General features: G+C 69.3%; 5 protein-coding genes and 1 tRNA gene. 4 read left to right on the top strand and 2 right to left on the bottom strand.

What is annotated here, in order from left to right:
• Positions 1-32: 32 nt before the first annotated feature.
• Together L1081_RS05060 and L1081_RS05055 are read left to right on the top strand one after the other, a co-directional pair.
• Positions 33-584 (top strand): hypothetical protein, encoded by a 552-nt coding sequence (locus L1081_RS05060; RefSeq protein ID WP_489415476.1) that lies wholly within the window; start codon positions 33-35, stop codon positions 582-584.
• Between the two features lie 50 nt (positions 585-634).
• Positions 635-708 (top strand) — tRNA-Gly (locus L1081_RS05055).
• Between the two features lie 34 nt (positions 709-742).
• Here the strand turns inward: L1081_RS05055 and L1081_RS05050 are convergent.
• Positions 743-1,000 carry a hypothetical protein gene (locus L1081_RS05050; RefSeq protein WP_489415475.1) on the bottom strand — a complete coding sequence of 86 codons (258 nt, stop codon included), beginning with the start codon at positions 998-1,000 and terminating at the stop codon, positions 743-745.
• Positions 1,001-1,227: 227 nt separating this feature from the next.
• A complete protein-coding gene (locus tag L1081_RS05045) occupies positions 1,228-2,001 on the bottom strand; it encodes a methyltransferase, TIGR04325 family (protein WP_489415474.1) in 774 nt (257 codons plus the stop codon).
• Positions 2,002-2,864: 863 nt separating this feature from the next.
• On the opposite strand from L1081_RS05045, the gene L1081_RS05040 reads away from it, so the two are divergent.
• Both L1081_RS05040 and L1081_RS05035 read left to right on the top strand, forming a co-directional pair.
• Positions 2,865-10,205 carry an amino acid adenylation domain-containing protein gene (locus L1081_RS05040; RefSeq protein WP_489415473.1) on the top strand — a complete coding sequence of 2,447 codons (7,341 nt, stop codon included), beginning with the start codon at positions 2,865-2,867 and terminating at the stop codon, positions 10,203-10,205.
• Entirely contained in the window at positions 10,202-15,202 is a 5,001-nt protein-coding gene (locus L1081_RS05035) for a non-ribosomal peptide synthetase (protein ID WP_489415472.1), read from the top strand. Before L1081_RS05040 ends, L1081_RS05035 begins: the two co-directional genes overlap by 4 nt.
• The last annotated feature ends 4 nt before the right edge of the window (positions 15,203-15,206 follow it).

Below are 15,206 nucleotides of genomic sequence, written 5' to 3'. Positions count from 1 at the left end.
TTCGCCCTTTGCCAACCAATGTGAGCGGAGAAATGGTCCATCAGGTCATTCACAACGCAACAGTCACGTTGCAGTTGTCCTTCTACTTGAGCGTCGGCGAGAGGGTCGAGGCGCTTCGGGCAGCCGGCATACCGGTCGATGAAACGGGAAACGCGACAGCGGGCTACCTGTTCGTGCGAACCACGGGCCGCGTCGGCAAACGCAAGAATACCTACCGCTGGTTTGCCGCCGGCATCGGCGAAGAGGCCCATGCCGGGGACATGCCGCCCAAGCCGGCATGGGCCGAGGAACAGTTCGCGCATGCGGATGAGATCGACATCGGCGCCACCCCCGCCCCGGTTGCCCGGGCTGCATCGGAGCTTGTGCCCGCCACCGTTGCGTACCTGCGGCTGTGGAAGGAACTGGAGCAGCGCTCCCGCGACGCGGCGAGCGACCTGCACCGGAAACAGATCGCCTACTTCCGCGACCTCGGGCCCGCACCCGATGCACTCGATCAGGAACTGATGCAGGAGGCGACGGAGGCGGCAAGCAAGTGCCTTGCTGCGGCAAGGGGGCAGAACGAGCCTTCGGTTTTTCGAAGGTAGTTTTCGGCGGCCGTCGGGCACCCCCACTGACGGTAGAATCCGCGCCTGCTGCGGGTGTAGTTCAATGGTAGAACGGCAGCTTCCCAAGCTTCATACGAGGGTTCGATTCCCTTCACCCGCTCCACAAGCCCCGCACTCCTGCGCGGCCTGCACGCCGCTCACAGCCGCCGCGCAAGCTTCGACCGGCTCTCCTCCGTCCGCATCCTGTTGATCTCGGCGATCCCCTCCTTAGTGATGCGTGTCACGATGGCGTTGCGCGCGTTCTTGTATTTGCCCGAGCCGTCCAGCGCCGGCGCTATTTCCGCTTCGATCAGACCCGTTGCCTTGAGGACCGATACGTGTCGAACGTCTTCGGGAGTCACTACTTTCTTGGGCAGCGGTACGTGCTGGAGGCTCATCAGGAAAGTCAGAGGCATGCGGATCCCTCGATTGGTGTTGTTGCCGGAATGTTCCTTCGCGTGAATTTCGAAAAAAGTATTTCCCTGCCGCGTTGGCTTGTCGGACGCAAGCCAGCCGCGGTGTAGCGAAGACGCCAACTTAAGCACTAAAGCAAGGAAGCCTTCCGAGGCGGAAGGCCGGGGACTCGGGCCGCCGAGGCTGGCGTAACCACGGGGCCGAGTACCAGATGGTACCTAGGTACCCACTATCCTGCCAGATCGAAGCAGCAGCCCGCGTAGTAGGGCTTGTCGCCGCCCTCGACGAACGGCACCTCGATGGGCTTGCCTTCGTTGCGCCAGGCATCGCGGCGCTTGTAGCCGGCATCCCTGAGTTCGGCCCACAACTCCTCGACATGCTGGATGCGGTAGGGGCAGAACGCGATGCCGATGCTGTTGATCGTGTAGATGGTGCGGTCGGGGTGCACGGCCGTCGTGTTCAGCACGATGCGCTTCGGCTTGACCGCAAGTCCCGCCAGGATCTCGGCGATGCGCTGCGGCAAATACTGCAGACTGCCCGAGGCATAGAGCACGTCGCAGCCGCTCGCGTCCTGGCAGTCGGTGGTGAAGTCCAGTTGCGCCGTGGCGTCGCGCTGCACGGCCAGTTCCTTGCCTGACTGCACCACCCCGGGCACATCGCAGACCGTCCAGCGCAGGGCGTCGGGGTACGGCAGGACGCGGCGGAATGCGTAGTACTTGATGCCCACGTGGCCGCCCAGGTCGAACACGCGCCGCATGCCCTCGTCGAACGATCTCCCGAGCCAGAAAAGCCCGGGGTAGTCATAGAAGTAGATCTGGTGGGTGTAGAGCTCGCCCGCCGCCTTGGCGTTGCTGTAGCCGACGGCCTTCGACTCCGGCGCGCCGGCCTCGGCGGCCGCAAAGCTCTCGAACGATCCCATGAAGAGGTTCTCGGTCTCGTTGACCAGGAACTTGCGCCGATAGGCTTCGGCGCGGTGACGCAAGGGCAGCAGGTTGGGAAGCATGAGCTGGTTTCCTCTTTGGCTGAAATGCGCACCTGACGATTCGGTGCCGCACGGACGAAGTTCCGGCAAGAGCCGGCGCTTTTCGGATTTGCTGCGGACCTCCAGGCCCTGAATTGCTATCAAAACACCACAAACCCGATTGATTTTATTAAATTTAAAAAAAACGGCCTGAATCCTGTCAATCAACGAGGCAGCCGGCCATCCCGGAGTTACACAATTCCGGCGCCCCCTCAGTGAATATCTTCATATTCACCCATAGCCAAGTCAATCAATAGCTACCTTGCCCCGCGCGGGTAGCGATTACATCCATTGCGCTTCGCAGCCCCGCCAAATCTGCTTCCGGCCGACAAGCTGCAGTATCCAGCGCAGGGAATGCCGGGCAGCCGGCACTCCCCTGTCTCGCCTCTACCCCGCCTCCCCATTTTGCAGATGTATTCGGCTTGCGCAGCAGCGGTTTGCCATGTTTTCGGCAGGCGCTTTGTCATGGTCGCAAGCAGTGCGGCCGGGGGCGCTTGTCTCCCTCTGGAGGGGGCGCATTGCTCATGCGCGGCAGCGGCGTAATTCCTACAGTGGGTTCCCTGGGCCAATGCCTTCCGTGAAAACGCCTACTCCTCAGTTCGAGCGGAATCGGGGAAAGGCGTCCGAAATTGGCGCTGGTTACCCTGTTCGAGCGATATGAGGTAGTACGAATATGTAACGAATGATTCGGAAATGTAACTCGACAAACTTTGATCAACACCGCGCCGAACAAAGCCTCTAGGATTACCGCGAAATACAAACTAACGTACTAATGAATTTTTATTGGCTAATTGCCAATCCATGAACCCTCATCTATTGCATGCATTCTTTCTTCTGTTTTTTCTATGAAAATTCAATTAGCCGATCCGGCGCAATCCGCGCCCCCCCGACTTTCATTGGATGATCTGTTCGTTTCGCGCCTCAATTCGGACAGGCCGGGCGAACGGGTCCAGGGCTCGGTGGCACTCGGGGAGCAGGGCGCGCAGCACTGGACGCAATGGCTCGGCGCCGCCGGCCAGTTGCCCGACACCCCCTTCGCGGCCGCGTGGCTGCTGCTCCAGGCGCGCTGGCTCGGCGAGCAGCAGCCGGATCCGGCCCAATCGGCCCGCACCTGGCTCGCCTCGCTCGACCAGGAACGGTGCCAGGCAGCAACGGCAGGCTCGCCGGAGCCCTCACCGAAAGCTCTCTGGCTGCGCGGCGACCCTGGGATCGATAGCGCCCAGGCCCCCCTCCTCCTCTGGCTGAGCACCACCGCATCGGACGCGCCACGCCTTCACGCCAGCGCGGCAGCGAGCCTGCTGGACGCGGCATCGGTGCAACAACTGCTCGCGGCCATTGCCGACACCGCCGCCGATCTGCTCGACCGGCCCGACAGCCCGCTCGGCGACATCCGCACCCTGCCCCCCGCCGACCGCGAGCACCAGCTCGCCGACTGGAACACGGCCCCCGCTCCCCTGGACCGTCGCCTCACCGTGGTGGGCATGTTCGCCCGCCAGGCCGCGGCCGCACCCGATGCCATCGCGCTCGCGCAAGGCGATGCGCAGATGAGCTACGGCGAACTCGAGTGCCAGTCGGGCCAGCTCGCGCACCGGCTGCAGCACCTGGGCGTGCGTGCCGGCGACAACGTGGGGCTGGTGCTCGACAGGTCGATCGAGGCCGTGGTGGCACAGCTGGGCATCCTCAAGGCGGGCGCGGCCTATGTGCCGGTGCCGACGGATTTCCCGCCCGAGCGCATCGCCTTCATGCTCGACCAGGCGAACGCGCAGCAGGTGGTCAGCACCTCGGCGCTGCGCCATCTGGTGCCCGAGTCCCGTGCGCTGCTGCTGTTCGACGAAGCCGGGGACACCGAACCCGCGCCCTGGAGCGCTCCCGCCATCGACGGCGAATCGGTGGCGTACGTGATGTACACCTCAGGCTCCACGGGCACGCCCAAGGGCATCGAGATCTGCCACCGCGCGATCCTGCGCCTGGTCGTCGGCATCGACTATGCAGACCTGGCGCCAGGCCGCAGCGTGCTGCATGCCGCGCCGCTCGGCTTCGATGCCGCGACCTTCGAGATCTGGGGACCGCTGCTGAGCGGCGGCTGCTGCGTGGTGCATGGTGAGCGCGTGCCCACGGGCGCCGGCCTGGCCCGCACCGTCGCGCGCCACCATGTGCACACCGCCTGGCTCACGGCGGCGCTGTTCAACGCGGTGGTCGACAACGACCCGGCGCACCTCGCGGGCCTACGGCATCTCATCACCGGCGGCGAAGCGCTCTCGGTGCCGCACGTGCGGCGCGCGCTGGCCGCGCTTCCGGCGCTTGCGCTCAGCAACGGCTACGGGCCGACCGAGTGCACCACCTTCGCGGCCATCCACCGCATTCCGGCCGCACTGCCCGCCGAGCTGCGCTCGGTGCCGCTCGGCCGGCCGATCAAGGACACCGTGCTGCGCGTGCTGAGCCCTTCGATGGACCTGCTTCCGACCGGGCTGGTGGGCGAGCTGTGCATCGGCGGGCACGGGCTCGCGCGCGGCTACCTGCGGCAGCCCCAATTGACCGAGGAACGCTTCGTGCCCGATCCGTTCGGCGCACCCGGCGAGCGCCTCTACCGCACCGGCGACCTCGCGCGCTGGCTGCCCGATGGCACGATCGAATTCATCGGCCGGCGCGACGGCCAGGTCAAGATCCACGGCCACCGCATCGAGACTGGCGAGGTCGAGGCGGCCATCCTCTCGCACGCCGCGATCCAGGCCTGCGCCGTCGATGCGCGGCCCGATGCCGACGGGCAGCTGCGGCTGGTGGCCTACCTCGTCGCGCGCTCGCACAGGCTCTCATGGGATGCGCTGCGCGCGCACCTGGCCGCGCGCCTGCCCGCGGCGCTGCTGCCCTCCGCGCAGGTCTGGCTCGCGCAGCTGCCGGTCACGCCCAACGGCAAGCTCGACCGCCGCGCGCTGCCCGAACCGGCGGCCGAGCGGCCCGATCTTGCGCAGCCCTTCGAGGAAGCGCGCAGCGCCGCCGAGCAGCGCGTGTGCGAAGCCTTCGCGCGCGCGCTGCACATCGAGAAGGTGGGACGCCACGACAACTTCTTCGACCTGGGCGGCGACTCGCTGCGCGTGCTGCAGGTGCTGGCCGAACTGCAGCAGGACAACGCACAGCCGCTTTCGACCAATCTCTTCTTCCGCCATCCGACGCCGAGCGCCATCGCGGCCGAGCTGGAGACCGCTGCCGACGATGCGGCGCCCGCACCTGCCGCCGCGCCGCGCGCGGCGCGCGAGCAGCAGCCGCCGCTCGCCGAGCCCGACGCCCACATGTCGGATGCGATTGCGCTGATCGCCACCGCGGGCCGCTTCCCGGGCGCGGCGGATGTCGAGCAGTTCTGGGAGAACCTCGTTGCCGGCCGCGACACCATCAGCTTCTTCGACGACGACACGCTCGATGCCGGCGTGAGCGAAGCGCTGCGCAAGGACCCGGCCTACGTGCGGGCCCGCGGCGTGATCGAGGGCATCGAGAACTTCGACGCTGCCTTCTTCGGCATCGGCCCGAAGGACGCCGCGCTGATGGACCCGCAGCAGCGCGTGTTCCTGGAGATCTGCTGGGAATGCCTGGAGCGCGCGGGCTACGTGCCCGATGCCGCGCCGGGCCCGGTCGGCGTGTATGCCGGCATGTACAACGCCAGCTACTTCCAGCGCCATGTCGCCACCCGGCCCGACCTCATCGAAGCGGTGGGCGAGTTCCAGGTGATGCTGGCCAACGAGAAGGACTACATCACCACGCGCGTAGCCAACCGGCTCAACCTGACGGGGCCGGCGGTGAGCATCCATACCGCCTGCTCGACCTCGCTGGTGGCCGTGGCCCATGCCTTCCACGCACTGCGCACCGGCCAGTGCTACATGGCGCTGGCCGGCGGCGCCTCCGTCACCTGCCCGCCGCGCAGCGGCTACCTGTACCAGGAAGGCTCGATGCTCTCGCCCGACGGGCACACGCGCAGCTTCGACGCGCAGGCCCAGGGCACGGTCTTCAGCGACGGCGCCGCGGTGGTGCTGCTCAAGCGCCTGGCCGACGCACAAGCCGACGGCGACACCATCTACGCGGTGCTGCGCAGCGCCTGCGTCAACAACGACGGCGGCACCAAGGCCAGCTTCACCGCGCCCAGCGTGGACGGCCAGGCCGCGGTGATCCGCGCGGCGCTGGCGGCGGCCAACGTGGACGCGCGCAGCATCTCCTACGTCGAGGCGCATGGCACCGCCACGCCGATGGGCGACCCGGTCGAGGTCGAGGCGCTGACCTGCGCCTATGCCGAACACACCGGCGCGCTCGGCTACTGCACGCTCGGCTCGCTCAAGAGCAACGTGGGCCACATGGTGACGGCCGCGGGAGCCGCCGGCCTCATCAAGGCGGCGCTCTCGCTGCACCATGAAGCGATTCCGCCGACCGCGCACTTCAGCGCGCCGAACCCCGCGATCGACTTCGCGCGCACGCCCTTCTACGTGAGCGGCAGCCTGCAGGCCTGGCCGCGCACCGGCCAGCCGCGGCGCGCCGGCGTCAGCGCCTTCGGCGTGGGCGGCACCAACGCACACGTCATCCTCGAGGAAGCACCCGCGCGGCCCGCCACGGCCAGCGCCGCGGGGCCGCAGGTGCTGCCGATCTCGGCCCGCTCGGAAGCTGCGCTGGCCGTTGCCACGGAGCAGCTTGCCGCGCATCTCGACGCCACGCCCGGCGTGCCGCTGGCCGATGTCGCCTACACGCTGAGCGTCGGGCGCAAGGCCCATGCCTTCCGCCGCGCGGTGGTGGCCGGCGATGCGGCCGAAGCCGTGGCCGCGCTGCGCGCAGGCGACAGCCCGTGGCGCGCCAGCGGCCGCGTCGACGCGCGCGCGCCGCAGCCGGTGCTGATGTTCCCGGGCCAGGGTGCGCAGTACGCCGGCATGGGCAAGATCCTGCACGCCAACGATCCGGTGTTCGCAGCCGCCTTCGACACCTGCCTGAAAGCCTTCGGAAGCGCGGTGGATTTCGACCTGCGCGAGCGCATGTTCGGCGACGACCCGCAGGCGCTGCTGCCCACCGCCGTCACGCAGCCCGCGATCTTCGCCATCGAGTACGCGCTGGCGCGCCGGCTGCTCTCGCTGGGCGTGCGGCCGCATGCGCTCATCGGCCACAGCGTGGGCGAGTTCGTGGCCGCGGTGATCGCCGGCGTGATGCGGCTGGAAGACGCGGCCCGGCTGGTGGCCCGCCGCGGCGCGCTCATGCAGGCGCAGCCCGCGGGCGCGATGCTGTCGGTGCGCCTGGGCGCCGCCGAACTCTCGGCCCGGCTCGGCCCGCTGCTCTCGCTGGCCGCGGACAACGGCCCCACGGCCTGCGTGGTGGCCGGGCCTTTCGACGCGATCGAAACCCTGCGCGCCTCGCTGCAGGAAGAAGACATCGCGAGCCGCCAGCTGCAGACCTCGCACGCCTTCCATTCCTCGATGATGGATGGCGCCGTCGCGCCCTTCGAGGCGTTGGTCGGCGAAGTGGCGCTGCACCCGCCGACGGTGCCGATCTTCTCGACGCTCACGGGCCGCCTGCTCGAGGACGCCGAGGCCACCAGCCCCGCCTACTGGGCCCGCCACCTGCGCAGCACCGTCCAGTTCTCGCCCGCCGTACGCAGCGCCATGGCGCAGGCAGCGCGCCCGCTCTTCATCGAGGCGGGCCCCCGCAACACGCTGGCCACGCTGGTGCGCCAGCACGGCGCGGCCGAAGTGATGCCGCTGCTGCACGGCGAGCCGGCCGACGAGGCCCGCACGCTGCGCCTGGCACTGTCCCGCCTCTGGACATGCGGCGCGGACGTGGAGCTGTCGCGCCTTTCCGTTCGTACCGGCGCACAGCGCGTGCGCCTGCCCACCTACCCCTTCGAACGCAAGCGTTTCTGGGTCGACATCGCAGCGGCCGCGGCGAGCCCGGCCATCCCCTCGCCGGTTTCGCCGCCGGCCCTGCTGCCCGTTGCCCCACCCACGCCCGCGCTCTTCGTTCCACCCACCTTCTTGGAGCCGACCGTGACAGCTGCAGTGCCCCCGCCACTTCCATCTCCCGCGTCCACTGTCTTTCCTGCGCCCACCGAGTCCATGGACGCGCGGCTGCGATCCCTGTTCGAGGACATCTCCGGCATCGACATGATGCAGGCCGAGGGACACGCCGCCTTTGGCGAGCTGGGCCTGGATTCGCTCACGCTGACGCAGGTCGCCACGCAGATCAAGAAACGCTTCAAGGTGAACCTGAGCTTTCGCCAGCTCATGGAGAACTACCGCAGCTTCGACACCCTGTCCGCATTCCTGCGCGAGAGCCTGCCGGCCGAGCCCGTGGTTGCGGCCGCGCCGGCATCCACCGCTGCGGTGCCGCTGACCGTGGCGGCACCGGTGCAGGCGGCCGCCGCACAGCCGCCGGCCGCGTTCCTGCCGGCGGTGAACGCACCGGCCGCGAGCACCGACATCGGCAGCGGGCCGATCGTTCAGTTGGTCGCGCAGCAGATGGAACTGATGCGGCGCCAGCTCGCGCTGCTGTCGGGCGCGGGCATCGAGACGCTGCCCGTTGCGTCCGCCGTGCCGGCCGCCCCCGCAAGCACCGCGGCCGTGGCGGCGCAGCCCGCCGCCGACGAACCCGCCCCGGCCAGGGAGCCGCAGCGCTACGACGTCGCCAAGGCCTTCGGCGCCATCGCGCGCATCCACACCCAGCGCACCGCCGAACCGAGCGGCCGGCAGAAGGCCCGGCTGGCTGCCTTCACGCGGCGCTACGTGGAGCGCACGCAAAAGAGCAAGCAGTTCACCCAGGCCAACCGCCCGCACATGGCCGACCCGCGCGTGGTCAACGGCTTCCGGCCGCTGACCAAGGAGATCACCTACCAGATCGTCATCGAGCGCTCCAAGGGCTCCAAGCTCTGGGACCTGGACGGCAACGAGTACGTCGATGCGCTCAACGGCTTCGGCATGAACATGTTCGGCTGGCAGCCCGACTTCGTGCAGGAAGCGGTGCGCAAGCAGCTCGACGCGGGCTACGAGATCGGGCCGCAGCATCCGCTGGCGGCCGACGTCACCGCCCTCATCTGCGAGCTCACGGGCTGCGACCGCGCGGCGCTGTGCAACACCGGCTCCGAAGCCGTGATGGCCGCGCTGCGCATCGCGCGCACCGTCACCGGCCGCAGCACCGTGGTGGTGTTCACCGGCTCCTACCACGGCACCTTCGACGAGGTGCTGGTGCGCGCCGGCAAAGGCGGCCGTGGCCTGTCGGCCGCGCCGGGCGTGATGAGCGGCATGTTCGGCGACATCCGCGTGCTGGACTACGGCACGGCGGAGGCACTGGCCTTCATCCGCGAGAACGCCGACGACCTGGCCGCCGTGCTGGCCGAGCCGGTGCAGAGCCGCCGGCCAGACTTCCAGCCGCGCGAGTTCCTGCAGGAAGTGCGCGCCATCACCGAGAAGAGCGGCACCTGCTTCATCTTCGACGAGGTCATCACGGGTTTTCGCGTCGGCCTTGGCGGAGCGCAGGAGCTGTTCGGCGTGCGCGCCGACCTCGCCACCTACGGCAAGGTGATCGGCGGCGGCTTTCCGGTGGGCGTGATCGCCGGCAAGCGGGCCTTCATGGACGCGCTCGACGGCGGTGCCTGGCAGTACGGCGACGACTCGATCCCGGGCGTCGGCGTGACCTACTTCGCCGGCACCTTCGTGCGGCACCCGCTCGCGCTGGCCGCGGCCAAGGCCTCGCTCACGCACTTGAAGGAAGCCGGCCCGTCGCTGCAGGCCGGCCTCACGGGCAGCACCGCCGCCATGGCCGACGAACTGACCGCCTGGTGCGTGGAGGTGGGCGCGCCGATCGCGATCCGCCAGTTCGCCTCGCTCTGGCGCGTGAGCTGGCTCGAGGAGCATCCGCTGCAGGACCTGCTGTTCGCCATGATGCGCAGCCGCGGCGTGCACATCCTGGACAACTTCCCCTGCTTCCTTACCAGCGCGCACAGCGCCGAGGACATCGCCACCATCCAGCGCGTCTTCAAGGAGTCGGTGGCCGAGATGCAGGAATCCGGCTTCCTGCCGCGCCGCGCGACGGTGGTCACGGGTTTCGACTACCGCAAGCGCTGCGAGGAAGACGGCTCCGTCCTCGCCCGCGACGTCGACGGCCAGCCCTTCTGGTACGTGCCCGACGCCGCCAGCCCCACCCCCCTCATCAATGGAAAGGCCGCAGCATGAACGCCGTTCTCCGCCCCGCCGCCACCGGCGGCCTCATCGAATGCGTCATACCGACAACCGAATCGCAGCGCGAGATCTGGCTCGGTGCGACGATGAGCACCGACGCCTCGCTGGCCTACAACGAATCGGTGCTGCTGCGCCTGCGCGGTCCGCTGGACACCGCCGCCATGGCACGTGCCGTGGCCCGGCTGGTCGAGCGCCACCAGGCGCTGCGCGCCACCATCTCGCCGGACGGCAGCTGCATGCTGGTCGGCCGGCCCGGCGAAGGCCTGCTGGAGCAGCAGGACCTCAGCGGCCTGTTGCCCGACGCCCGCGAGCAGGCGCTGAAGGCCGTGCACGACGACGCGGTGTGCACGCCCTTCGCGCTGGAGCACGGCCCGCTGTTCCGGGCGGTGCTCTGCAGGCTGGGCGACGCCGAGCATGAGCTCGTCATGTCGGCCCACCACGTGGTGTGCGACGGCTGGTCCTGGATGGTCATCACCGAGCAGCTCGGCCACCTCTATGCAGAGCAGACCGGCAACGGGCAGCCGCTGAAGGCGGCGCCCACCTATGCGGACTTTGCCGCGCAGGAAGCCGCCGAAGCCGCGCATCCCGACATGCAGCCGCATGTGGACTACTGGCTGGAGCGCTTCGCCGGCGGCACCCTGCCCGTGCTCGAACTGCCGGTAGACCATCCGCGCCCGGCCACGCGCACCTTCCATTCGCTGCGCACCGAACGCCTGCTCGACCGGCGGCTCGTGAGCGCCCTGCGCTCCGTGAGCGCGAAGACCGGCGCGAGCCTGTTCGCGGGCCTTTTCAGCGGCTTCATCGCCACGCTGCACCGCCTCACGGGGCAGGACGACATCGTGATGGGCATTCCGGCATCGGGCCAGGTCGCGCGCGACATGCCCGGCCTGGTCGGCCATTGCGTGAACCTGCTGCCGCTGCGCATCGCCGCGCATGGGCAGCTTCGCTTCGACGCCCTGATGAGCGAATGCAGCACCGCCGTGCTCGATGCCTTCGAGCACCAGGCGCTCACCTATGGCGCGCTGCTGGGCAAGCTGTCGCTGCAGCGCGACCCGAGCCGGCTGCCGCTGGTGAGCGTGGCGTTCAACGTCGACCCCGATGTTGCGAGCAGCGCGCAGACTTTCCCGGGCCTCGAGGTCGCGCAGGACACGATCGCGCGCCAGTACGAGAACTTCGAACTCTTCCTGAACCTTCGTCCGCTCGACGGCGGCCTGCAGATCGAGGCGCAGTACAACACCGACCTGTTCGACGAAGCCAGCGTGCAGCGCTGGCTGGACATCTACGAATGCGTGCTTCGCTCGGCCGCGCGCAACCCCGGCGAGGCGATCGGCCGGCTCGAGGTGCTGTCGCCCGAGGCGGTGCAGGCCCTGGTCGCGCTGCAGCCGCCGGCCACGGAGCTGGAAGGCGCGCCGCATGCGCTGGCCCGATTCCGGGCGCGCGTGCCGATGCAGCCCGAGCGCCCGGCGGTGCGCGATGGTGCGCGCATCTGCAGCTATGCCGAGCTCGATGCGCAGTCCAACCGGCTGGCGCGGGCGCTGCGCGCGCGCGGCGTTCGCCGCGGCGAGCGCGTGGGCCTGTGCCTGGAGCGCAGCATCGAGATGATCACCGGGCTATTGGCCGTGCTCAAGGCCGGCGCCGCCTACGTGCCGCTCGACCCGGCGTTTCCGCAGGCGCGGCTCGAACACTACGCCAGGGACGCCGGGCTCTGCCTGCTGCTGACCTCGTCGGACATTGCGGCCGCCCCGCGCAACTGGCGCGGCGAAGCGGGCGGACAGGTGTTCGAGATCGACCGCGAAACGGCCTGGCAGCAGGACAGCGGCGAGCCCCTGCCGCCCAGCGGCGACGACGCCGGCCCCGACGACGGCGCCTATGTGATCTACACCTCGGGCTCGACCGGCCTGCCCAAGGGCGTGTGCGCGCGGCACCGGTCGGTGGCCAACCTGCTGCAATGGATGCAGCGCAAATCGGGCATGACCGCAAGCGACCGGATCGCCGCGGTGACGACGCTCTCTTTCGACATGGCGGTGCCGGACCTGCTGCTGCCGCTGTCGACCGGAACCGAGATCGTGATGGTGCAGCGCGAACTGGCCATGGACGGCATCCGCCTGTGCCGGCTGCTCCAGGAAGAACGCATCACCTTCCTGCAGGCCACGCCCGGCATGTGGCAGATGCTGCTCGACGCCCAGTGGCCTGGCGCCCCGGGCTTTCGCGGCTGGATCGGCGGCGAGCCGCTGCGGCCCGCCCTGGCGCTCGCGCTGTGCGAGCGGCTGGACGAGCTCTGGAACGGCTACGGGCCGACGGAAACCACCGTGTATTCCACCGCCTGGCTGGTGCGCACCGACGTCGTCGCCTCGCGCGGCGTGTCCATCGGCCACCCGGTCGACAACACCGAGATCTGGATCCTCGATGGCGACCTGCAGCCCTGCCCGATCGGCGTGCCGGGCGAGATCTGCATCGCGGGCGAAGGCCTGGCCCTGGGCTACATCGACCGCCCCGAACTCACGGCCGAGCGCTTCGTCGCCGCCCGCATCTTCGGCAGCCCGAAGACGGTGTACCGCACCGGCGACCGCGGCCGCTGGCGCAACGACGGGCTCATCGAGCACCTGGGCCGGCTCGACTTCCAGCTCAAGGTGCGGGGCTACCGCATCGAGCCCGGCGAGATCGAGGCGCGCTGCTGCGAGGTGGCCGGCGTGTCGCGCTGCGTGGTGGTGGCGCGCGAAGACAGCCCCGGCGACGTCCGGCTGGTGGCCTATCTTGCGCTGACGCCAGGCGTCGACTTCGAGCTCGACGCGCTGATGGCGCACCTGCGCGAGCACCTGCCGGCCTTCATGCTGCCGCAGCACGTGGTGGCGCTGAATGCGCTGCCCACGCTGCCCAACGGCAAGGTCGATCGCATCTCGCTGCCCGCGCCGCAGGCGGTGTCGCGCGACGAGGCGCGGCGCGGCGCCGGCCCGCGCACCGAATGCGAACGCAAGGTGCTCGTCACCATGGAAAAGGTGCTGAGCCTGCCGGGCCTGGACATGCGCGACGACTTCTTCACGATGGGCGGGCATTCGCTGCTGGCCTCGCGCCTGACCACGCTTTTGAGCCGCGAGTTCCAGATCACGCTGCCGCTGCGCTCGCTGTTCGAGGCGCCCACGGCCGAGAAGCTGGCCGCCGTGGTCGAGGGCCTGCAGCGCGCGGGCGCTGGCGCGCAGGCACCACTGCCCTGCCGCATCGATCGCAAGACGGCGCCGCTCACGCCCGCGCAGGAGCGCATCCGCTTCATGGAAGACCTGCACCCGGGCCGCTCGGTCTACAACGCGCCCGCGGCCCAGCGCCTGACCGGCGTCTTCGATGCGGAGCGCTTCGAGGCCGCGTTCAAGGAAATCATCCGCCGCCAGCCCGCCATGCGCACCCGCATGGGCACCGATCCGCACACCGGCCAGCCGGCTCAGCTGATCGCGGAGTCGGTGGATTTCTCGCTGCCCTTCATCGACCTGCGCGAGCTGCCGGCCGACCAGCGCGAGGCCGAGCTGGCCGAGCGCATGCAGGAGCTCGCCGACCGGCCGATCGACATCCACCGCGCGCCGATGCTGCATGCCGCGGTGTTCCAGCTCGACGTGCACGAGCATGTGTTCGTCTTCGTGCCGCACCACCTGATCTGGGACGGCTGGTCCTTCGACCTGCTCCAGCGCGAACTCTCCGCCATCTACGACGCAGCGGAGCGCGGCCGGCCGCACGCGCTGGCGCCCATCGCCACCACGCAGGGCGACTATGCCGAGTGGCTGGCCAACTGGATGAAGGAGCCGTCGTTCCAGGACCAGCTCGACTTCTGGCTCAAGCGCTTCGCGAGCGCGCCGATGCCGCGCCTGCCCAACACCGACATGCCGCGGCGCGCCGGCAAGAGCGGCCAGGGCGGCGCCCACTGGATCCGCGTCGACCTTGCCACCACGCAGCAGCTGCGCAAGGTGGCGCGCGACATGGACGTGACGCTCAGCATGCTGACTTTCGGCGTGTATGCGTTTGCCATGAGCAGCATCATCGGCTCCGAGACCATCGTCATCGCCAACCCGGTGCGTGGCCGGCAGCAGCCCGAGACCGAGGACGTGATGGGCTTCTTCAACAACGTGCTGCCGGTGTCGCTGCAGGTCGGCCTGGAACAGCCGCTCGCGGAGTTCATGCGCTACGTGAAGCGCGAGCTGCTCGCGCTCATGAACTACCAGCAGGTGCCGTTCGAGCGCCTGATGGCGGAGCCCGCGCTGGGGGCGCGCATCCGGGCGGTCGGTCCCTACCAGTCGATGTTCTCGTTCCAGGATGCGCGCGACCGTGCGCGCCGGCTCGGCAGCCTGCAGACGCGGCAGCTGCACCTGATGCAGCGCGGCGCCACCGACGACATCGGCCTGTGGCTGATGGACAAGCCGCACGGGCTGGAAGGCGCGCTGATCTACAACGCCGACATCTACGTGCGCGAGACCGGGGCGCAGCTGCGCGACCGCTATCTCGAACTGCTGCAGAAAGTGGCCGATCGTCCCGAGGCCTCGCTGGCCGAGCTCGCGAGCGAAGAAGGCTCGGCGAGCGCCGTCTACCTGCGCAGGCTCGCCGCCGTCGATCCGCTCAGGCCCGCGGCGCCGGTGGATGCGCCGGCCGCGGCCGCGGCGGAAAGCACCATCCTGAACCCCGAGCATGCGCGGCTCGCGCAGATCTGGGCCTCGGTGATCGGGATCGACGTCAACGACATCCGCTCGAGCGACAACTTCTTCGACCTCGGCGGAGATTCGCTGCTCGTGCTGCGTGCAATCCAGCAGGCCGAGAAGACGCTGGGCTACCACGTGCATTCGCGCCGCTACCTGTTCGAGAACCTCGGGCAGATCGCCTCGTCCGCGCACCAGGCCGCGGAGGACGCCGAACTCTCGGATCTGGGCAAGCTGCCGCTCGGCAACCTGAAGGGCACGGTGCGCGGCGACGGCCTGCTGAGCCGCGCCTTCGGCAGCTGGCTGCGCAAGGAGTGATCCA

It is taken from the genome of Variovorax sp. MSC1_012 (genome assembly GCF_023667525.1).
Taxonomy (GTDB): Bacteria; Pseudomonadota; Gammaproteobacteria; order Burkholderiales; family Burkholderiaceae_C; genus Variovorax; species Variovorax beijingensis_B.
This window is presented reverse-complemented; position numbering and strand designations above follow the sequence as displayed.